General features: G+C 71.5%; 19 protein-coding genes. 15 read left to right on the top strand and 4 right to left on the bottom strand.

Annotated features, from left to right (window positions below):
• Positions 1 to 43: 43 nt before the first annotated feature.
• Positions 44 to 523, bottom strand: a complete 480-nt coding sequence (locus ACSQ2D_RS05720; RefSeq protein WP_435985018.1) for a (deoxy)nucleoside triphosphate pyrophosphohydrolase — start codon at positions 521 to 523, stop codon at positions 44 to 46.
• 82 nt (positions 524 to 605) lie between these two features.
• On the opposite strand from ACSQ2D_RS05720, the gene ACSQ2D_RS05715 reads away from it, so the two are divergent.
• From ACSQ2D_RS05715 to ACSQ2D_RS05675, 9 genes are all read left to right on the top strand, one after another.
• Complete coding sequence (locus ACSQ2D_RS05715; RefSeq protein ID WP_435985017.1) at positions 606 to 914, top strand: 4a-hydroxytetrahydrobiopterin dehydratase; 309 nt, start codon at positions 606 to 608, stop codon at positions 912 to 914.
• Between the two features lie 237 nt (positions 915 to 1,151).
• Positions 1,152 to 2,801, top strand: a complete 1,650-nt coding sequence (locus ACSQ2D_RS05710; protein WP_435985016.1) for a hemolysin family protein — start codon at positions 1,152 to 1,154, stop codon at positions 2,799 to 2,801.
• The gene (locus ACSQ2D_RS05705) at positions 2,798 to 3,811 is read left to right on the top strand and encodes a hemolysin family protein (protein WP_435985015.1); all 1,014 of its coding nucleotides are present in this window, start codon (positions 2,798 to 2,800) and stop codon (positions 3,809 to 3,811) included. The genes ACSQ2D_RS05710 and ACSQ2D_RS05705 overlap by 4 nt, the downstream gene beginning before the upstream one ends.
• 401 nt (positions 3,812 to 4,212) lie before the next feature.
• Positions 4,213 to 5,205, top strand: coding sequence for an ABC transporter permease (locus ACSQ2D_RS05700; protein ID WP_435985014.1), 993 nt, complete (start codon positions 4,213 to 4,215; stop codon positions 5,203 to 5,205).
• A 45-nt stretch (positions 5,206 to 5,250) separates the two neighbouring features.
• Complete coding sequence (locus ACSQ2D_RS05695) at positions 5,251 to 7,032, top strand: ABC transporter substrate-binding protein (protein ID WP_435985013.1); 1,782 nt, start codon at positions 5,251 to 5,253, stop codon at positions 7,030 to 7,032.
• 116 nt (positions 7,033 to 7,148) lie between these two features.
• Positions 7,149 to 8,162, top strand: a complete 1,014-nt coding sequence (locus ACSQ2D_RS05690) for an ABC transporter permease (protein WP_435985012.1) — start codon at positions 7,149 to 7,151, stop codon at positions 8,160 to 8,162.
• A complete protein-coding gene (locus ACSQ2D_RS05685) occupies positions 8,159 to 9,295 on the top strand; it encodes an ABC transporter ATP-binding protein (RefSeq protein WP_435985011.1) in 1,137 nt (378 codons plus the stop codon). The genes ACSQ2D_RS05690 and ACSQ2D_RS05685 overlap by 4 nt, the downstream gene beginning before the upstream one ends.
• A gap of 67 nt (positions 9,296 to 9,362) precedes the next feature.
• On the top strand, positions 9,363 to 10,520 hold the full coding sequence (locus ACSQ2D_RS05680; protein WP_435985010.1) for an ABC transporter ATP-binding protein: 1,158 nt from the start codon (positions 9,363 to 9,365) through the stop codon (positions 10,518 to 10,520).
• Positions 10,521 to 10,561: 41 nt separating this feature from the next.
• The gene (locus ACSQ2D_RS05675; protein WP_435985009.1) at positions 10,562 to 11,281 is read left to right on the top strand and encodes a DsbA family oxidoreductase; all 720 of its coding nucleotides are present in this window, start codon (positions 10,562 to 10,564) and stop codon (positions 11,279 to 11,281) included.
• A gap of 21 nt (positions 11,282 to 11,302) precedes the next feature.
• Here ACSQ2D_RS05675 and ACSQ2D_RS05670 read toward each other — a convergent pair whose 3' ends face one another.
• Positions 11,303 to 11,986 carry a winged helix-turn-helix transcriptional regulator gene (locus ACSQ2D_RS05670; RefSeq protein ID WP_435985008.1) on the bottom strand — a complete coding sequence of 228 codons (684 nt, stop codon included), beginning with the start codon at positions 11,984 to 11,986 and terminating at the stop codon, positions 11,303 to 11,305.
• Between the two features lie 200 nt (positions 11,987 to 12,186).
• On the opposite strand from ACSQ2D_RS05670, the gene ACSQ2D_RS05665 reads away from it, so the two are divergent.
• From ACSQ2D_RS05665 to ACSQ2D_RS05655, 3 genes are all read left to right on the top strand, one after another.
• On the top strand, positions 12,187 to 13,023 hold the full coding sequence (locus ACSQ2D_RS05665) for a class I SAM-dependent methyltransferase (protein ID WP_435985007.1): 837 nt from the start codon (positions 12,187 to 12,189) through the stop codon (positions 13,021 to 13,023).
• A gap of 193 nt (positions 13,024 to 13,216) precedes the next feature.
• Positions 13,217 to 14,506 carry a ferredoxin reductase family protein gene (locus ACSQ2D_RS05660; protein ID WP_435985006.1) on the top strand — a complete coding sequence of 430 codons (1,290 nt, stop codon included), beginning with the start codon at positions 13,217 to 13,219 and terminating at the stop codon, positions 14,504 to 14,506.
• 294 nt (positions 14,507 to 14,800) lie between these two features.
• On the top strand, positions 14,801 to 15,274 hold the full coding sequence (locus ACSQ2D_RS05655; protein ID WP_435985005.1) for a methylglyoxal synthase: 474 nt from the start codon (positions 14,801 to 14,803) through the stop codon (positions 15,272 to 15,274).
• Between the two features lie 69 nt (positions 15,275 to 15,343).
• Here the strand turns inward: ACSQ2D_RS05655 and ACSQ2D_RS05650 are convergent, their stop codons facing one another.
• On the bottom strand, positions 15,344 to 16,498 hold the full coding sequence (locus tag ACSQ2D_RS05650; RefSeq protein ID WP_435985004.1) for an ROK family protein: 1,155 nt from the start codon (positions 16,496 to 16,498) through the stop codon (positions 15,344 to 15,346).
• Positions 16,499 to 16,587: 89 nt separating this feature from the next.
• Between ACSQ2D_RS05650 and ACSQ2D_RS05645 the strand changes: the two genes are divergently transcribed.
• Positions 16,588 to 17,880, top strand: coding sequence for a DUF1479 domain-containing protein (locus ACSQ2D_RS05645; protein WP_435985003.1), 1,293 nt, complete (start codon positions 16,588 to 16,590; stop codon positions 17,878 to 17,880).
• Positions 17,881 to 17,882: 2 nt separating this feature from the next.
• On the opposite strand, the gene arsC is transcribed toward ACSQ2D_RS05645, so the two are convergent.
• Positions 17,883 to 18,239, bottom strand: coding sequence for an arsenate reductase (glutaredoxin) (arsC, locus tag ACSQ2D_RS05640; RefSeq protein WP_435985002.1), 357 nt, complete (start codon positions 18,237 to 18,239; stop codon positions 17,883 to 17,885).
• Between the two features lie 136 nt (positions 18,240 to 18,375).
• Here arsC and ACSQ2D_RS05635 point away from each other — a divergent pair, with 136 nt between their 5' ends.
• Both ACSQ2D_RS05635 and ACSQ2D_RS05630 read left to right on the top strand, forming a co-directional pair.
• Positions 18,376 to 18,939, top strand: a complete 564-nt coding sequence (locus ACSQ2D_RS05635) for a hypothetical protein (RefSeq protein ID WP_435985001.1) — start codon at positions 18,376 to 18,378, stop codon at positions 18,937 to 18,939.
• A 336-nt stretch (positions 18,940 to 19,275) separates the two neighbouring features.
• Positions 19,276 to 19,479 (top strand): cold-shock protein, encoded by a 204-nt coding sequence (locus ACSQ2D_RS05630; protein WP_009777120.1) that lies wholly within the window; start codon positions 19,276 to 19,278, stop codon positions 19,477 to 19,479.
• The last annotated feature ends 162 nt before the right edge of the window (positions 19,480 to 19,641 follow it).

Raw genomic sequence — 19,641 nt, 5'->3', positions numbered from 1 at the left:
AGGGTGGTTCGGACCACGGCGTCGTGGGTGGGTCTCGTGTGGTTCAGGAGGCGCTTCGGGTGTCCGGCTCGGGCGCGGGGGGCGCCTGGAGCATCTGCTCGAGCCGCTCGACGATGGGCAGGTCGGCCGGGAGCCAGGCGACGGCCCGGAGGTCGTTCCCCTCGAGCCACCGCAGCTCGTCGTGGTCCTCGAGGGGCTCGGGCCTGCCCTCGACGACCTCGGCCAGCCACACCAGCATCTCGTACCGGTCGCCCAGCGGCCACGTGGAGCCCGGCCTCGGACCGGGCACGTGCGCTCCCAGGCGCACGCGGACGCCGAGCTCCTCGAGGAGCTCGCGGTGCAGGGCCGACAGAGGGGACTCACCCTCGTCGACCTTGCCACCGGGCAGCTCCCAGCCGCCGGCGAGCGCCGAGGGCTCGGTGCGACGGGCCGACAGCAGCCGGGTCGGGCGCTCCAGGTCGTCGACGACGGCGGCCCCGACGACGAGGCGAACCGGGTGCTGGACGGGGTCTGGGCTGCTCATGGCGCCACCGATGGTGCCACAGCAGGATGACCGCGACGACCGGGCGACCGCGTGCGCGCACCGTGGGGCGTTTACTGGTGGCATGACACGACGGCTCACCGACGAGGAGATCGAGCGCCAGCTGGGCGACCTGCCCGACTGGACGCGTGACGACGACACCATCCGGGCCTCCTTCGAGGCGCCGGACTTCCTGGGCGGCATCGCGCTCGTGCAGGAGGTCGCGGCAGCCGCGGAGACGATGGACCACCACCCCGACATCGACATCCGGTGGCGCACGGTCGCCTTCGCGCTCTCGACCCACTCCGAGGGCGGCCTGACCCAGCTCGACGTCGAGCTCGCGCACCAGATCAGCCAGGAGGCCGCGCGCCGGGGCGCGACCGCGACCGCCTGAACACCGTCGGACGCCTGGTGGACGTCGGTTGGGCGTCGGCAGGGCGTCGTCTGGACGTGGTCTGGACGTCCGCTGGGCGTCGACCCGTGGACCGCCCGCGTCCATAACTTAGGATTGCCTCATGCGATCCCACTCACGCTCCGACTCGCGTGCCGAGTCCCGGGAGGGCCATAGTCCCTGGCCGGACCCGATCCGGCCGCCCCAGACGCACCACTCGCTCACCCGGGTGGTGATCGCATGAGCACCGCCCTCGGCATCGGCCTGGGCATCCTGCTGATCCTCGCCCTGACCGCGGCGACCGGCTACTTCGTGGCCCAGGAGTTCGCCTACGTCGCCGTCGACCGCAACGCCCTCAAGCAGCTCGCGGCCGAGGGCGACGCCCCGGCCGAGCGCGCCCTGCGCGTCACGTCGCAGCTGTCGTTCACCCTCTCGGCCGCCCAGTTCGGCATCACGGTGACGGCCCTGCTCGTCGGCTACGTCTCCGAGCCCCTCGTCGGCGCCGGCATCGCCGAGCTGCTCGACCCCTCGATGTCGTATGCCGCCCGGCTGAGCCTCTCCGTCACCGCCGTCCTCGTCTTCTCCACCGTCGTGCAGATGGTCTTCGGCGAGCTCGCGCCCAAGAACCTCGCCATCGCGCGGACGGTGCCCCTCGCCCGGTCCCTCAGCCGCTCGACGCTCTTCTACCTCAAGGTCGCGGGGCCGGTCGTACGACTCTTCGACCGTTCGTCCACGACCCTGCTCCGCAGGGTCGGCATCGAGCCGGTCGAGGAGCTCGAGCAGGGTGCGACGGCCGAGGACCTCACCCGGATCATCGACGAGTCGCACGCGGGCGGACTGCTCGACGACGACCTGTCGGAGGTGCTCGAGGGCGGCCTGCGCTTCCGCGAGCTCGACGCCGGTGACGTCATGACACCACGCGTGCGCGTCACGACCATCCACGCCGACGCCCCGGTCTCGGCTCTCGTCGACCTGCTCGACACCGGCTGGTCCCGCTTCCCGGTGACCGGCCGCGACGGCGACGACATCGTCGGTGTCGCGGGCATCGCCGAGGTCCTGGCCGTGGAGCCCGAACGGCGCACCACGACGACCGTCGGCTCGGTGGTCTCGGACCCGACGGTCGTGCCGACGAGCGCTCCCCTGCCCCGCGTCCTCGAGCAGATCCGGGCCGACCACCGGCAGCTGGCCGTCGTCGTCGACGAGCACGGCGGCTTCGCCGGCATCGTCACCTTCGAGGACATCGCCGAGGAGGTCGTCGGCGAGATCCTCGACGAGGACGACACCCCGGAGCCCGGCGTCGTCGAGACCGATACCGACACGTGGCTCGTCCCGGGCCACCTGCGCCTCGACGAGCTCGACACGGCGACCGAGCTGCGCCTCGCGAGCAGCGACGAGTACTCCACCATCAGCGGGCTCATCCTCGAGGACCTGGGCCGCACGGCCGTCGTCGGTGACGTGGTCCACGTCGAGGCGCGCCGCGAGGTCGTGCCGGACCGTCACCTGAGCGACCACGTGGACGAGGCGCCCGGCGCCGACGACACGGACGACACGTTCGACAGCGCGCACGCCGGATCCCCGGCCCCCGATGACGCCGGCGGCTCCGAGGACCCGGCGGCCGGCCCGCCGTCCGGCCGTGACGGCCACGACGACCGCGACGACCGCGACGACCGCGACGACCGCGAGCCGGAGCACCGGCACCTGCCGGTCTCGGTCCGCCTGACCGTCGAGGCCGTCGAGCGTCACGTCCCGTCGTCGGTGCGGGTCGAGGTGCTCGACCTCATGTCCGACCTCGAGGCACTCGACTCGGGCTCCGACGTCGACGGGGCGGGCGCGTCCGGTGGCGATGCGACCGACCGGACGGCCGACACGCGGACGGAGGCGGGCCGATGACGACCGCCCTGCTCGTCTCGCTCCTGCTCCTCGTCCTCAACGCGTTCTTCGTCGCCGCGGAGTTCGCCCTCGTGGCGAGCAAGCGCCACCGGCTCGAGGACCTCGCCGAGCGCGGCAGCGTCGCGGCGCGGGCCGCCGTACGCGGCAGCCGCGAGCTGTCGCTCATGCTCGCGGGCGCCCAGCTCGGCATCACGCTGTGCACCCTGGGACTGGGCTCACTGGCCAAGCCGGCCGTGGCGGAGCTGCTGACCCCGGTGTTCACCTTAGTCCGCGTCCCCGAGGCGGCGGCATACGTCGTCTCGGTCGTGCTGGCCGTCGGCATCGTCGTCTTCCTGCACATGGTGGTCGGCGAGATGGCGCCGAAGTCGTGGGCCATCGCCCACCCCGAGCGGTCGGCAGTGTTGCTGGCGCTGCCGTTCCGCGGTTTCGCGTGGGTCATGCGTCCGGCGCTCAGCCTGCTCAACGCCATGGCCAACGGCTGCCTGCGCCTCGTCGGCGTGACGCCGCAGGACGAGCTCGGCCAGGTCCACGGCCCCAAGGAGCTGCAGCTGCTCATCGCGAGCTCGAAGGACCACGGCATGCTCGCGGAGCCCGAGCACCGCGTCCTCGCCGGCGCCATCGACCTCGACACGACACCGGTCAGCGAGGTCCTCGTGCCGATCGAGCGGGCCGTCGGGGTCGCCACGACCGCGACCTGCGCGCAGGCCGAGGCCGTCTCCCGCGACACCGGTCGCTCGCGGCTCGTCGTCCGGGAGGGCGACACGCCGGTCGGCATCGCCCACGTGCGCGACATCGTGCGCGCCGCTCCCGGGGCGCCCGTCACGACCGTCACGGCGCCGGCGGTCCACGTCGACGCCGACCTGTCGCTGCTCGACGCGGTGTCGGCGATGCGGGCGCAGCACGTCCAGCTCGTCCTCGTCGACGCTCCGCCCGCGACCATCGGTCTCGTGACGATGGAGGACCTCCTCGAGCGCGTCCTCGGACAGTTCGACGACGAGACCGACGCCTAGCGCGCGTCCGTCCCGGGCGCGCCGCACGCGTACGGCCGCGTCCGCGACCCGCTCCGCCGGACACCCGCTGGGAGTCTCGTACGAGCCCCCTCCGAGCCCGCTCGGAGGGGGCTCCGTCGCTGTCGTCGGGCTGTCGCGGTCCCGCTCATGGCAGGCCGTCATCCCTCCGGACCGGCTCCCGAGGCAGCGCCGCGGCGGCGGGCGATCTTCCCGTCGTGCGGGCCAGGTCGCCGGAAGATCTCCTCCGCGTCACGATTCGGCCAAGTCGGTTGCTGACCGTGTCGCACCGCTGAATGATGAAGCGCGCGGTCGCGGGGGCGGTAGGTTGCGGCTGCTACCCAGCATGTCGGAGGGCCGACCCGGTCTCCGGCACCGATCACGACCCGGAGGTGACGGCATCCATGAGCACTCCCCTTGAGCTCGAGCCCGGCGCGACCTCGGCTGAGCCCGAGTCCGTCCTGCAGGGCGAGAAGCGCATCGAGGGCAGGTCGCTCGGCCAGATCGCCTGGACCCGCCTCAAGCGCGACAAGGTCGCGCTCGCGGGTGGCATCTTCGTCCTCTTCCTCATCGTCGTCGCGATCGCCGCCCCGCTCGTCGTCGGCCTGCTCGGGCACCCGCCGAACGAGTTCCACCAGGAGCTCATCGACCCCAACACCCAGATCCCGATCGGCCCCTACGGCGGCATGTCGTGGGACTTCCTCTACGGCCTCGAGCCGGTCAACGGCCGCGACATCTTCAGCCGCGTCATCTACGGCTCGCAGATCTCGCTGCTCATCGCCTTCCTCGCGACGCTGCTCTCCGTGGTCATCGGCACCATCCTCGGCGTCGTCGCCGGCTTCTTCGGCGGGGCCATCGACACCCTGATCAGCCGCACGATGGACGTCTTCCTCGCCTTCCCGCTCCTCGTCTTCGCCCTGGCGCTCGCCGGCGTCGTGCCCGACGAGGCGTTCGGGCTCAAGGGCGACGCGCTGCGCATCTCGGTCATCGTCTTCATCATCGGCTTCTTCAACTGGCCCTACATCGGCCGCATCGTGCGCGGCCAGACGCTGTCGCTGCGCGAGCGCGAGTTCGTCGATGCCGCACGCAGCCTCGGGGCACGCACGCCCTACATCCTCTTCAAGGAGCTGCTGCCCAACCTCATGGCGCCGATCCTCGTCTACGCGACGCTGCTCATCCCGAGCAACATCCTCTTCGAGGCCGGCCTCTCGTTCCTCGGCGTCGGGGTGCAGCCCCCGCGCGCCACCTGGGGCGGCATGCTCTCCGATGCCGCCCAGTGGTACCAGATCGACCCCTGGTTCATGCTCTGGCCCGGCCTCGCCATCTTCGTGACGGTGCTGGCCTTCAACCTCTTCGGGGACGGCCTGCGTGACGCCCTCGATCCGCGGTCTCGGTAACCCACCGCAGCCCGCATCCCGCAACACGAAGGAGCGCATCCACTCATGAAGAACACACGCGTGATGGTGGTCGCAACCGCGGCCGCCCTCGCTCTGGGGCTGTCTGCCTGTGCCGGCAGCCAGACCCCGGGCACCTCGACCACCGGTGGCGGCGGCGGGGGCAACGCAGGCGCGGCTCCGGCAGCGGACGCGGCGCTCAAGGCCATCGTCCGTCCCACGGACAAGAAGGGCGGCACGCTGCGCTTCGGCATCTCGAGCGACTGGGACTCCGTCGACACGGGCGACACCTACTACGGCCTCTCGTGGGACTTCCTGCGCAACTACGCGCGCACCCTGGTCGCCTTCAAGGCGGCTCCGGGACAGGAGGGCAACCAGCTCGTCGGAGACCTCGCGACGGGTCTCGGCAAGCCGAGCGCCGACAACAAGACGTGGACCTACACCCTTCGTGACGGCCTGAAGTACCAGGACGGCACCCCGATCACGAGCAAGGACATCAAGTACGGCGTCGCGCGCCAGCTCGACAAGGGGACCTTCCCCAACGGCCCGACGTACTTCAACGACTTCCTCGCCGACGTCCCGGCCGACTACTCGGTCTACAAGGACAAGAACCTCGACAACCTCAAGTCGATCGAGACGCCCGACGACAAGACGATCGTCTTCAAGCTGAAGACGCCCTTCGCCGGCTTCGACTACTTCGCCCAGCTCCCCGCCACGGCCCCGGTGCCGCAGGCGAAGGACACCGGCACGAAGTACAAGGAGGCCTACGTCGCGAGCGGACCGTACAAGTTCTCGGTCTACCAGACGGGCAAGCGCATCGAGCTCGTCCGCAACGACCAGTACGACCCCGCGACCGACCCGGACACCGGCCGCAAGGCGCTCCCGGACAAGATCACCGTCGAGATCGGCGTCAACGCCGCCGACCTCGACAACCGCCTCATGGCCGGTGACCTCGACATCGACCTCGCCGGCACCGGCGTCCAGGCCGCCGCGCAGGGCAAGATCCTCGCCGACCCGGCGCTCAAGGCCAAGACGGACAACGTCGTCACGGCACGTACGAGCTACACGCAGATCAACACCGACGTCGCGCCGTTCGACAACATCGACTGCCGCAAGGCCGTCATCTTCGCCTACGACAAGACGGGCTACCAGCGCGCCTACGGCGGCAACGTCGGTGCCGACATCGCCACCGGCCTGCTGCCCCCGATCATCCCTGGCTTCCAGGAGATGGACCTGTTCAACGCCAAGTCCAAGCCGACCGGTGACGTCGACTCGGCCAAGGCCGCGCTCGCCAAGTGCGGTCAGCCGAACGGCTTCGAGACGAACATCTCGTACCGCCCGGAGCGCCCGAAGGAGAAGGCGGCCGCCGAGTCGATGCAGCAGGCGCTCGCCAAGGTGGGCATCAAGCTGACGCTCAAGCCCTACCCGGCCGGTGACTACTTCAAGCTCTACGCGGGCAAGCCGGACTTCGCCAAGTCCAACAAGCTCGGCCTCATGGTGATGAGCTGGGGCGCTGACTGGCCCGACGGCTTCGGCTTCCTGAGCCAGATCGTCGACAGCCGCGTCATCCGGCCCGCCGGCAACACCAACCTCGGCATCAAGATCCCCGAGGTGGACAAGCTGATCGACCAGGCACTGTCGGAGAACGACACCACGAAGCGCGAGGCGCTGTGGGGTCAGATCGACAAGACCATCATGGACAAAGCCTCGGTGATCCCGGGTGTGTGGGGCAAGTCCCTGCTCTTCCGCCCCGACACCGTGTCGAACGTCTTCGTCAACGACGGCTACTCGTACTACGACTACGCAGCGGCGGGCGTCACCAACCCGTGACCCTCAGGCCCTTCCGCGGGCCCTCCGGTTCGAACCATTTCATCGAAAGTAGGTGAAGGCGTGACGCGGCGACGGGTAGCCACAGGCTGCTCGTCGCCGCGTCCGGCCACCACATCGTGCTGACGTACCTGATCCGCCGGCTCTTCGCCGCCGTCCTGCTGCTCTTCATCGTGAGCGCGGTCGTCTTCGTGATCTTCTTCCTCGTGCCCCGCATCGGTGGCGCCACGGCGGACGACCTCGCCTCGCGCTACGTCGGCAAGAGCGCCGGCGAGGCCCAGATCCACGCGCAGGCGATCAAGCTCGGCTTCACCGACCCGATCTGGGTGCAGTACGGCCGGTTCGTCAAGGGCGTCCTCACGGGATCCGACTACGACACGGGTGCCGGCATCGACCACTGCCCGGCGCCGTGCCTCGGCTACTCCTACATCACGCAGAACCCGGTGCTGCCCGACATCCTCGACCGGCTGCCCGTCACCGCGATCCTCGCGGCGGGCGCCGCGTTCCTGTGGCTCGTCGGCGGCGTCGGCACCGGCGTCATCTCCGCGCTCAAGCGCGGCAGCGCGCTCGACCGCGGCTTCATGGGCATCGCCCTCGCCGGCGTGTCCCTCCCCATCTTCTTCACCGGGCTGCTCTCGCTGACGATCTTCAGCTACGGCCTGAAATGGACGTATGCCGGTGGCGCCAGTCCGATGGACGCCACCAGTCCGCTCGACCTCGTCCATCGCATGCTGCTGCCCTGGATCACGCTCGCGTTCCTCTACGCGGCCTCGTACGCCCGCCTGACCCGCGCCGGCATGCTCGAGACGATGAACGAGGACTACATCCGCACGGCCCGCGCCAAGGGGCTCAAAGAGCACGACGTCGTCGTCAGGCACGGGCTGCGCTCGGCGCTGACGCCGATCCTCACGATCTTCGGACTCGACCTCGGCCTGCTCCTCGGTGGCGCGGTCCTGACCGAGACGACGTTCTCGCTCCAGGGCATCGGCTACTACGCCGTGCAGGCGATCACGAACAACGACCTCCCGAAGGTGCTCGGCGTGACCCTCTTCGGCGCCGTGTTCGTCATCTTCGCGAGCCTCATCGTCGACCTCCTCTACGCCGTCCTCGACCCCAGGGTGCGCACCTCATGAGCCAGTCCACCAACGAGACCACGACCCGCGCGGACGACCGGACGCGCCGCAGCGACAAGGGCACCCCGTCCCCCAACACCCTCGACGGCATCGGAGGCCTGGGTGCACCTCCCGCCGACGCGTTCCTGTCGGTGCGTGACCTCCGCGTCCACTTCCCCACCGACGACGGCGTCGTGAAGTCCGTCGACGGGCTCTCGTTCGACGTGGCCCGCGGCAAGACGCTGGGCATCGTCGGCGAGTCCGGCTCGGGCAAGAGCGTGACGAGCATGTCGATCATGGGTCTGCACAAGCCCGGCACGGTCCGCATGACGGGCTCGATCAAGCTCGACGACACCGAGCTCATCGGCGCCAAGGCCGAGCGGGTCCGCGAGCTGCGCGGCAAGCGGATGGCGATGATCTTCCAGGACCCGCTCTCGGCGATGCACCCCTTCTACACGGTGGGCCACCAGATCATCGAGGCCTACCGGATCCACAACAAGGTCAGCACGGCCGTGGCGAAGAAGCACGCGATCGACATGCTCGGACGCGTGGGCATCCCCCAGCCGTCGAGCCGCGTCGACGACTACCCGCACCAGTTCTCGGGCGGGATGCGCCAGCGCGCCATGATCGCGATGGCCCTGTCGTGCGACCCCGACCTGCTCATCGCCGACGAGCCGACGACCGCGCTCGACGTCACGGTCCAGGCCCAGATCCTCGACCTCATCCGCGACCTCCAGTCGGAGTTCAACTCGGCCGTCATCCTCATCACCCACGACCTCGGCGTCGTCGCCGAGCTCTCCGACGACATCATGGTGATGTATGCCGGTCGCTCGGTCGAGTACGCCACCGCCGACGAGGTCTTCACCCGGCCCCAGCACCCCTACACGTGGGGCCTGCTCAGCTCGATGCCCCGCCTCGACCGGGTGCGCACCGAGCGCCTGCGCCCGATCAAGGGCGCCCCGCCCAGTCTCATCAACGTGCCGTCGGGCTGCCCGTTCCACCCGCGCTGCGCCTACGCCGACCGCACGAACGGGCTGAGCCAGACCGAGCGTCCACCGTTCGCCGAGACGTACCCGGGGCACTACTCCGCGTGCCACCTCACGCGCGAGGAGCGGACCGCCATCTGGGAGAACGACATCAGGCCGACGTTGTGATGCCCGCACCGTCCGTCCACGCCGCGTCCGGTCGCGCACCTCGCGACCTCAGCACAGGAGCCCCATCGTGACCACCACCCACGTCAAGCCGACCGCGTCCAAGCAGGCGGGCGAGTCGCTCCTGCAGGTCTCCGGCCTGACGAAGCACTTCCCGATCACGCGTGGCCTGCTGCAGCGCCAGGTCGGCGCCGTCCAGGCGGTCGACGGCCTGACGTTCGACGTGTCGCGCGGCGAGACCCTCTCCCTCGTGGGCGAGTCCGGCTGCGGCAAGACGACGACCGGACGGATGCTGACGCGCCTGCTCGAGCCGACGGGCGGCACGATCCTGCTCGAGGGCGAGGACATCACCCACTGGTCCGCCGGCAAGCTGCGGCCGCTGCGCCGCGACGTGCAGATGATCTTCCAGGACCCCTACGGGTCGCTGAACCCGCGACACACGGTCGGCACCATCGTCGGCGCGCCGTACCACCTGCAGGGCATCAAGACCGAGCACGGCATCAAGCGCGAGGTCCAGGACCTCCTCGAGCTCGTCGGTCTCAACCCCGAGCACTACAACCGCTACCCGCACGAGTTCTCGGGTGGCCAGCGCCAGCGCATCGGCATCGCGCGCTCCCTGGCCCTCAAGCCCAAGCTCATCGTCGCCGACGAGCCCGTGTCGGCCCTCGACGTGTCGATCCAGGCGCAGGTCATCAACCTGCTCGAGGACCTCCAGGACGAGCTGGGCCTGACCTACGTCGTCATCGCGCACGACCTCTCGGTCGTCCGGCACATGTCCGACCGCGTCGCGGTGATGTACCTCGGCAAGCTCGTCGAGATCGCGGAGCGCGACGAGCTCTACACGCGGCCCATGCACCCGTACACGACCGCGCTGCTCTCGGCGGTGCCGATCCCCGACACGCAGCGACGCACCAAGCGCGAGCGCATCCGCCTCGAGGGCGACGTGCCGAGCCCGGTCAACCCGCCGCCGGCGTGCCGCTTCCACACGCGCTGCTGGAAGGCGCAGGAGATCTGCAGGACCCAGGAGCCGCCGCTCGTCGAGCTCGCCCCCCTGCACCAGGTCGCCTGCCACTTCCCCGAGAACACCGAGGCCCCGGCGCCCCGGGCCGGGGCCCCGCTCGGCGACGTCGTCCCCGACGACGCCCCCCGGGCCGATGCCACCGGCACTCCCGTCACGCCCGAGCGCGACACCCAGGACCGCGACGCCGGCGAGGGCTCGCGCGCCTGACCTGCGGGAAGCAATCCCGCACCGCGGTGGTTGAGCGGTGCATGAAGGTCGAGATCTGGTCTGACATCGCCTGCCCCTGGTGCTACATCGGCAAGCGTCGCTTCGAGAGGGCGCTCGCCGCGTTCCCGCACCGCGACGAGGTCGAGGTGCAGTGGCGCAGCTACCAGCTCGACCCGACGCTGCCCGACCACCACGACGGCACGGAGCTCGACTACCTCGTCGACCGCAAGGGGATGTCGCGCGACCAGGTGAGCCAGATGTTCGACCAGGTGACGGCGATCGCCGCCGACGAGGGCCTGCACTACGACTTCGGGTCCGTCGTCGTGGCCAACAGCTTCGCCGGGCACGAGCTGCTCCACCTCGCCAAGGATCGCGGCGTCGGCGACGAGGTCAAGGAGGCGCTCCTGTCGGCGCACTTCGAGCACGGTGAGGACATCGGCGACCGGGAGGTCCTCGTGCGCATCGGCACCGAGGCCGGGCTCGACGCCGACGAGGTCGCGCGCGACCTCGCGACCCACACCTGGCGGGACGCGGTCGTCGCCGACATCACCGCTGCGAACTCCCTCGGGATCAGGGGCGTTCCGTTCTTCGTGCTCGACGAGAGGTACGGCGTCTCCGGCGCCCAGCCCACCGAGCTCTTCACCCAGGCGCTCGAGCAGGCGTGGCGGGAGTCGCACCCCCTCGTCATGCTGGCGCCCGTCGCGACCGGGGTCGCCACCGACGCGACCGACGCCGTCGCCTGCGGACCCGACGGCTGCTGAGGCCGAGCGCTCACCGCCGCGTCACGCCGGGGTCGCCCGCATGGAGGCGACGAAGGGTGCCACCGGGCTGAGCCGGAGCACCTCGTCGAGCCGGCGCGTCACGGCCGTCGGCCCGTCGAGCTGGACACGTCCGGACCGGAGCGCCGTGGTCAGGGGCAGACGGCCGAGCCACACGGCATACAACGACGCCACGTCGCTGCTGATCGTCACGTCGACGGGGTAGCCCGGGTCGGTCATGCACACCGACGGGGTGCCGTGCTCGACGAGGATCCAGAAGCGGCGCGCGTCGTCGGCGAAGCGCAGGTGGAGCACGTGCCGGTCGCCGGCGAGGCCGGAGGTGTCGACGCGCGTGTGCATCCACCAGACGAGCAGCTGGGCGTCGAGCTCCTCCGGCTGAGGGTCCCCGAACATCCAGTCGGCGCCCCACTGCGCCAGGCCGAAGACGACCGGCTCGAGCGCCCGACCCGAGGTGGTCAGCACGTAGCGCGTGCCCGACCGCTCGACGACGCCGAAGCGCTCGAGGTGGCGCAGCCGCTTGGTCAGGAGGGTGCGCGAGAGCCCGGGCAGACCGCGCGCGAGGTCGTTGAAGCGCGTCGTCCCGGTCAGCATGTCGCGCAGGATGAGCAGCGACCACCGCTCCCCCACGACGTCGAGCGTGCGCGAGATCGGGCAGTACTGTCCCGCCCCCGGATCATGTCGTCCCATGCCCCACCTCCGGTCGGAGGTCGCGGACCCTGTCGTGCGCCGCGGCCCACCGCCCAGTATCGGTCCTCGACGTGCACCCCGTCAGTCCACTTCGTGTACTGGAGGCCGCCTCGGTGGGCGCGGACTCTGGAGACAGACGGCCCTGGGGGTCGCCGGGCCACCGGATCGCACCGGGCCCGTCACCGATGGAGGGAACGAGCATGACCACACACACCCGGACGCCGGAGGCCACGGCCGCCGACGCCGCGCTCAAGGCCCGGCACGCCGCCATGTGGGCCCTCGGCGACTACCCCGCCGTGGCCCGGGAGATCATCCCGGAGCTCGGCCGCGTCCTCGTCGACGCCTGCCGGGTCACGGCCGGACAGGACGTCCTCGACGTCGCCGCGGGGACCGGCAACGCCGCGGTCCCCGCCGCCCGGACGGGCGCGCGCGTCGTCGCGAGCGACCTCGCCCCCGAGCTGCTCGACGTCGGTCGCCGGCTCGCCACCGCGGCGGGAGTCGAGATCGACTGGGAGCAGGGCGACGCCGAGGCCCTGCCGTATGCCGACGGCTCCTTCGACGTCGTCCTGTCGTGCGTCGGCGTCATGTTCGCGCCGCACCACCAGGCGGCGGCGGACGAGCTCGTCAGGGTGGCGCGGCCCGGCGGCACGCTGGGGCTCGTCAGCTGGACGCCGCAGGGCTTCATCGGGCAGATGTTCGCGGCGATGAAGCCGTATGCCGCCCCGCCGCCTCCCGGCGCGCAGCCGCCCCCGCTGTGGGGCCAGGAGGAGCACGTGCATGAGCTCCTGGGCGACCGTGTCGAGTCCCTTTCTGCCGAGAAGCGCTCGCTCCCAGTGCATTTCGAGCGACCGGAGGACTTCCGGGACTTCTTCAAGCGGGCCTACGGACCGACGATCGTCACCTACCGCGGCATCGCCGACTCACCGGACTCGGTGGCAGCGCTCGACGACGCGCTCCTCGGGCTCGCCCGCGACCACATGGACGCGGCCGGGCGGATGGGCTGGGAGTACCTCCTCGTCACGGCACGACGGGCGTGAGGGCGCGGACGCCCGGCTTAAGGGTGTCTTGACCCGGGCTTGAGGCATGGGTGCGGGCCTCTCCCTACGCTCGGGGGATCTTCCGCCTCCGGATGGAGTCATCGTGGGCTCGACCCCCCTCGGCGGTCGACGCACGCGATGGGGCGGCAGGGGCGGAGCATCTCGGCGGCGACTCGCCCCCGCGCTGTGGGCAGTGCTCGTCGCCGTGGCCGTCGCCGTGCCCCTGTGGGTCCTGTGGTCGGCCCCCGACGGGGCGCACCAAGGGCCGCTCCGCGTGGTCTCCCTCGTCACGGCCCTCGCGGCCGCCTCCCTGCTCGTGCTGACGTTCGTGCTGCCGAGCCGCTTCCGGCCGGTGACGGGATACCTCGGCGTCGAGCGGCTCCTGCGCAACCACCGCGCCCTCGCGCTCGCTGCGGTGGCGCTCGTCGTCGCCCACGTCGTCGTCGTCATCCTGCGGCCGGGCCCGGGGATCGCGCTGCTCGACCTCCGGGTGGCGCCACCCCGGGTCTGGGCCGCGAGCATCGCGACGGTGTGTCTCGTGGGCGTCGTGGCCCTCGGCCTGAGCCGGCGGCGCCGGCGGCCGCGGTACGAGGGGTGGCGTCTCGTCCACGTCCTGCTCGCCCACGTCGTGCTCCTCGCGACGGCCCTGCACGTGCTGTGGCTCGACGACCTGACCCGGTTCCCGTCGGCCCGCCTCTGGTTCGAGGGCCTCGCCCTCCTCCTCGTCCTCGCCTTCCTGCACCGCTGGGTCTGGCGCCCCCTGCGCTCCTACCGCAACCGCTACGTCGTCGACGAGGTGCGGCCCGTCTCGTCCACCGCGACCACGCTCGTGCTGCACGCCGCCGGCCACCCCGGCGTGGCCTTCCGGCCGGGCCAGTTCGCCTGGCTCAAGATCGGCACGTCGCCCTACGTCTTCGAGGAGCACCCCTTCACCATCGCCTCGGCCGCGACGGAGCCCTGGCGCAAGGAGTTCACGATCAAGGGCATGGGCGACTTCAGCGAGATCATCGCGGGGCTGCGTCCCGGGCGCAGCGTCTTCATCGACGGCCCGCACGGGTCGTTCACCCTCGACGGCCTGCACTCCGACCGCTTCGTCCTCATCGCCGGTGGCGTCGGCATCACCCCGATGCTGAGCATGATCCGCACCCTCGCCGACCGGGGCGACGAGCGGCCCGTGCTGCTCGTCGTCGCCGGGCGCACGGCCGACGACCTGCTCCACCGGGCGGACGGCGAGCACCTCGAGGAGCGGCTCGACCTCCACGTGGTCGAGATCCTCGAGGAGCCACCGGACGAGTGGGACGGCGAGATCGGGCGGTTCACGGCGGAGGTGCTCGAGCGGGCCCTCCCCCGGCGTCGCAGCAAGGAGGTCGTCGACTACTTCGTCTGCGGGCCGGGGCCGATGGTGGCCGCCGCGACCGAGATCATCGGGGACCGCGGCGTGCCCTCGAGACGCATCCACACCGAGCTCTTCGACGTCGTCTAGGGCTGGACGCCACGGCCCGGAGTCGTGCTGCCACCGGCGCGCTGACGCAGCCACACGCATACGCCATCGGGTGGGCCCCGGACATAGGAGAGGCGCCACTCGCTCGGGGGTCCGAGTGGCGCCTCTTCTGACCCCTCCATCGGTGGGGCGGGCGGGGGCGTTACAGCGATCCGAGAACTTTTTTCCGCCGGGCTCCACCCGTGACGCAACACGGCGCTCACGCGCCGGCAACAGCGGCGTCACGTCGCTCGGTCACCGTGGTGGGACCAGCCCCGACCACGGAGGCCAGACCCCATGACGACGACCGAACGAGGGATCGCCCTCGTCGCCCACGACAACAAGAAACCCGACCTGCTCCGGTGGGCCGCCTTCAACAGCGAGACCCTCGCGGAGCACCGGCTCTTCGCCACGGGCACGACGGGCACGCTGCTGCAGTACGAGCTGGGCCTGCCCGTGACCCGCCTGCTCAGTGGTCCCGTCGGCGGCGACCAGCAGATCGGCGCCCGGATCGCCGAGGGCCTCATCGACCTGCTCGTCTTCTTCTGGGACCCGCTCGAGCCCCAGCCGCACGACCCCGACGTCAAGGCACTGCTGCGCGTGGCCGCGGTCTGGAACACCGCCGTCGCCTGCAACGTCGCGAGCGCCGACCTCATGATCTCCTCGCCCCTGCTCTCGGGCGACTACACGCCGGCGCGTCCCGACTTCGGCGACCGGACCCTGACGAGCGACATGTCCGCAGGACCCGAGGGACCGTCCCTCGTCGCGTGACCCGCGTGACCCGCGTGACCCGCGCGGTCGGCGCGGTCGGCGCGGTCGGCGCGGTCGGCGCGGTGGCGCTCAGTCCCGCGCCGGCCCCCCTCGCACCGCCGCGACGACGACCTCGCGCAGCTGCTCCAGGGCGGCTGCGTGGGCGCCGGCGAGCTGCGGCCGGTCGGTGACGGCCGCGACGGCGACGGGCACCTGCCGCGGCAGGTCGGCGGCCCGGCGGCGCAGCTCGCGGACGAACGCCTCGTCGCTCCCCCAGGCGCCGCCGACGACGACCACCTCGGGGTCAGCGAGTGCGACCGCCGCCTCGAGGACGCCCGAGACGGCGACCCCCAGTGCTGCGAGCGTCGCATCGCCGCGGGAGCGGTCGGCGATCGTCGTGCGCAGGTGCTCGACGTCGATGGCGGTCGAGCCGGGCCGGCGCAGGCCGAGCTGGGCGAAGACCTCGGTCAGCCGCGTCGCCCGGCCGTCCGGGCCCTGCGTCGTGAGGTGGGCGATCTCGCCGGCGAGGCCGGAGTGGCCGCGCCGCACCTCGCCGTCGGAGACGACAGCGAGGCCGAGCCCCTCGTCGAGGTAGAGGTAGACGAAGTCGCGGGAGCCGCCGACGGCTCCGGCCTCGCCCGCCCCGTGCTCGGCGCGCGCGGCCCAGTTGACGTCGTTGTCGACGAGGACGGGGCCGTCGACGACGGCGGCGAGCAACGAGGGCGCGTCGAGGTCGCCCACGAGGAAGGGGGCGTCGGGCAGGTGCACGAGCCGGCCGGTCGCGCGGTCGACGGGGTCAGCCGCGCTGACGACGGCCACCCGCAGCCTGCCGGCCACCCTCGTCCCGACCGCCGTGGCGGCCTGAGTGACCGCGAGGCCCACGGCGCCGACACCCGCGTCCCGGGCCAGCGCCACCTCGGTGGCGGCGACCACCGCACCGAACGCGTCGACGGCCTCGGCCACGACGCCGTGCGGCGTGATGCCGACGACGAGAGCGGAGCCGCAGTCGGGCGCCAGCGTGTAGTAGGAGCCGGCCCGCCCGCGGCCCGAGCTGCGCTCGCCCGTGTCGACGACGACGCCGGCGTCGACGAGGCGCCGCATCCCCTCGGAGATCGTCGGCTTCGAGATGCCGGTGAGCGCCGCGACCTCGGCCCGGGTGAGGCGCTGGTGCTCCATGAGGGCTCGCAGCACGTGCTCCTCGGTGAGCGAGCGCAGCAGGTCGAGGCTCGGTTTCGCGGATGACATGCCGCAATTCTAGTTAGGACTCTTGCCCAAAGGCGTCGCGACGCGCTACCGTCGACATTCGTAAGGAGTCCTGACCAAAGGAAGCGTCCATGACCACCACGCACACCACCCCCGTCGACACGGCCCTCCCGCACTGGGAGACCCCACCCGCCGACCTCCCCGCGGCGATCCGCGAGGTGAAGGGTGCGATCCGGGCGCGCATCGAGGCGTCCGGCCGCACCGTCGCCGAGGTCTTCGCCGTCGTCGAAGCCCGCGTCGCCGAGCGCGTCGCCGAGATCCGTGCCGCCCGCGAGCGCGGCGAGGAGGTCTGGCCGGTCATCGACTACGCCGACATCGAGCGCGGCACGGTCACCCCCGGGCAGCTCGAGGCGCTGCGCCGTCGCGGCTGCCTCGTCGTCCGCGGTCACTTCCCGCGCGAGCAGGCGCTCGCCTGGGATGCCGGCATCGTCGACTACGTCGAGGGCAACGGGTTCTTCGAGAGCTACCGAGGGCCCGGTGACGACTTCTTCGGCAGCGTCGGCTCCAAGCCCGAGATCTACCCCGTCTACTGGTCCCCCGCGCAGATGGAGGCCCGACAGAGCGAGCGGATGGCGACGGTCCAGTCGCTGCTCAACGCCCAGTGGACGCACGAGTCCGACGGCGTCACGTGGTTCGACCCCGACCGCGACTCCCTCTACCCCGACCGCATCCGCCGCCGCCCGCCGGGCGCTGACTCGAACGGCCTCGGCGCGCACTGCGACCCGGGCACGCTCGACCTGTGGATGACGCAGGGCTACCAGCAGGCGTTCCGCCACCTCTTCGACGGCACCGTCGAGCAGTACGACCCGTGGGACGCGGCCCACCGCACCTCCGGCCCGCAGTACCCGGGCACGACGATGTGCTCGGCCTTCCGCACCTTCCAGGGTTGGACCGCGCTGTCCGACATGGACCACGACCAGGGCGTCCTGCACACGGTGCCCATCCCCGAGGCGATGGCCTACCTCATGCTCCGCCCCCTGCTCGACGACGTCCCGGACGACGACATGTGCGGGGTCACGACCAACCAGGTCTTCCCCGCCAGCCAGCGGTGGCACCCGCTCCTGCTCGAGGCCCTCAGCGGCATCCCCGACGTACGCGCCGGCGACTCCGTCTGGTGGCACTGCGACATGATCCACAGCGTCGCGCCCGTCACCGACCAGAAGGGCTGGGGCAACGTCATGTACATCCCCGCCGCCCCCTGGTGCGAGCGCAACGAGCGGTATGCCGCCAGCGTGCGTGAGGCGTTCCTCAGCGGTTCCAGCCCGAGCGACTTCCCGGAGGAGGACTACGAGCGCAGCTGGCCCGACCGCTTCGCCCCCGAGCGGCTCAACGCCACGGGACGCCGCGGGCTCGGCCTCGACTGACGTCAGCCTGCGAGGAACGCGGCGACCCGCTCCTTGGGTCGGCCGATGATGGCGCGGTCGCCCTTGACGAGGACCGGGCGCTGGAGGAGGCGCGGGTGATCGACGAGGACTGCGACGACCTGCTCGCGGGTCTCGACGTCGGCGTCGGTCAGCCCGAGCTCGGCGAAGTGCGCGTCGCGCCGGACGAGGTCGGTCGGTGCGTCCTCGAGCCGGTCCAGCAGGTCCCGCAGGGCGGCGGCGTCGAGCGGGTGCCGCAGGTAGTCGACGACCTCGGCCTCGACACCCGCCTCGTCGAGGCGGTCCATGGCCGCCCGCGACGTCGAGCAGCGGTTGTTGTGGAGGATCGTCACGTCGCTCATGGCGGCGACCCTAGCGAAGCGGGCCGACCCACGAGTGCGGGTGCACGCGGACCCTTGTCCCGGGGACCGAGACCGGAGGACGATCGGGGGATCACGGAGATCCGCGTCCAGGAGGCGTGGTGCTCGAGGAGCGGTCATGGGGATGCGGGACAGGCTCGGCAGGCTGAGGCCACGGAAGCACGAGGAGGCGTCCGGCGGGCAGGCGATGGACGTGGCCCGATACACCTACCTGCTGCGGGTGGCTCCCTCGGACGTGCTCCGCGCCGCTCATCGCGAGGCCTTCGCCACGCTCTCACCAGACCAGCGCCAGGCCCTCTTCCTGCGTCTCGTCCATGACCTGCCGCCCGCACTCCGACCGCCGTCGGCAGAGCCCGCCGACCTGGCCCAGGCCGCCTTTGCGGCAGAGCTCCTCGACCACGGACACCTGGTCCGGGTCCTGCGACGACCGGGCCAGGGCGTCACCGAAGGACACGGGGTCGGGACCGGCGGCACCCAGGACGGCGCGCTCCTCTACGCGCACTCCCTCCTGGCGTCGGTCGCCGCCGTGGTGGCCGCCTCACCAGCGCTCGCGCCGTCGCTCGCTGGTTTCGCCAACTCCCCGGAGGCCGCCCAGGTCGACCCCTCGCTCTTCGCTCGCAGTCCCGGCGGCGGCACCTACGGCTCCACGCTCGCCCGCCACACCGGCGTCCCGGGCGACTGACGGCTCGCACCCGAGACAGCGGAGCGGGCACCGCACGGCTCCGGCAACCGGCCCGGGGGTGAAGGCTTCGAGGGGTCCCACGGACCCGTCACGGCACCTCTGCGGCGACGTCCGGCGCGTCCCGAGGGACGGACACGTCGTGCTCGCATGCACCGAGAGGAGGCCATGAGCACCGGCGACTGCTACGTTCGTTCCCAGTTGCCGTCCCGGCTCGTGCTCCACGGGCTCGGCACGACGAAGCTGACACGCGAAGGTTCGCGTGTCGCGCCCGTCGTGAGCATCGGCAGCCTGAGGTCTCCGCACGGGAGGCCTCGCTGACAAGAAGAGGCAACACCAGTGGCAACAGGCACCGTGAAGTGGTTCAACAGCGAAAAGGGCTTCGGCTTCATTGAGCAGGACGGCGGCGGCGCCGATGTCTTCGTTCACTACTCGGCCATCGAGAGCGGCGGCTACCGCGAGCTCCAGGAGGGCCAGAAGGTCGAGTTCGACGTCACGCAGGGCCCGAAGGGCCCCCAGGCGGAGAAGGTCAAGGGCATCTGAGCCCACACAGCCTTCGGTGACCTCAGGTCCCGCACAGATCCCCGGCCATCTGGCCGGGGATCTGCTGTTTCCGGGCTCGAGAGGTCGAGCCCCGACGCCGTGTCGTCGGCCCCGACCCACGTGCGGAGCGCCGCACACGCCTTGACGAGCCGCCGTTCCCAG

This window comes from Terrabacter sp. LjRoot27, from assembly GCF_964254175.1.
In the GTDB taxonomy this organism is placed as follows: Bacteria; Actinomycetota; Actinomycetes; order Actinomycetales; family Dermatophilaceae; genus Terrabacter.
Note: the sequence above shows the minus strand (reverse complement) of the source record. Positions and strands in the feature narration are given on the sequence as shown.

Coding starts and splice junctions, on each gene's coding strand:
- ACSQ2D_RS05670 (WP_435985008.1), bottom strand. CDS start 11,986: ATGGGACGACATGATCCGGGGGCGGGACAGTACTGCCCGATCTCGCGC.
- ACSQ2D_RS05715 (WP_435985017.1), top strand. CDS start 606: ATGACACGACGGCTCACCGACGAGGAGATCGAGCGCCAGCTGGGCGAC.
- ACSQ2D_RS05685 (WP_435985011.1), top strand. CDS start 8,159: ATGAGCCAGTCCACCAACGAGACCACGACCCGCGCGGACGACCGGACG.
- ACSQ2D_RS05645 (WP_435985003.1), top strand. CDS start 16,588: ATGACCACCACGCACACCACCCCCGTCGACACGGCCCTCCCGCACTGG.
- ACSQ2D_RS05710 (WP_435985016.1), top strand. CDS start 1,152: ATGAGCACCGCCCTCGGCATCGGCCTGGGCATCCTGCTGATCCTCGCC.
- ACSQ2D_RS05700 (WP_435985014.1), top strand. CDS start 4,213: ATGAGCACTCCCCTTGAGCTCGAGCCCGGCGCGACCTCGGCTGAGCCC.
- ACSQ2D_RS05705 (WP_435985015.1), top strand. CDS start 2,798: ATGACGACCGCCCTGCTCGTCTCGCTCCTGCTCCTCGTCCTCAACGCG.
- ACSQ2D_RS05665 (WP_435985007.1), top strand. CDS start 12,187: ATGACCACACACACCCGGACGCCGGAGGCCACGGCCGCCGACGCCGCG.
- ACSQ2D_RS05720 (WP_435985018.1), bottom strand. CDS start 523: ATGAGCAGCCCAGACCCCGTCCAGCACCCGGTTCGCCTCGTCGTCGGG.
- arsC (WP_435985002.1), bottom strand. CDS start 18,239: ATGAGCGACGTGACGATCCTCCACAACAACCGCTGCTCGACGTCGCGG.
- ACSQ2D_RS05695 (WP_435985013.1), top strand. CDS start 5,251: ATGAAGAACACACGCGTGATGGTGGTCGCAACCGCGGCCGCCCTCGCT.
- ACSQ2D_RS05675 (WP_435985009.1), top strand. CDS start 10,562: ATGAAGGTCGAGATCTGGTCTGACATCGCCTGCCCCTGGTGCTACATC.
- ACSQ2D_RS05650 (WP_435985004.1), bottom strand. CDS start 16,498: ATGTCATCCGCGAAACCGAGCCTCGACCTGCTGCGCTCGCTCACCGAG.
- ACSQ2D_RS05635 (WP_435985001.1), top strand. CDS start 18,376: ATGGGGATGCGGGACAGGCTCGGCAGGCTGAGGCCACGGAAGCACGAG.
- ACSQ2D_RS05655 (WP_435985005.1), top strand. CDS start 14,801: ATGACGACGACCGAACGAGGGATCGCCCTCGTCGCCCACGACAACAAG.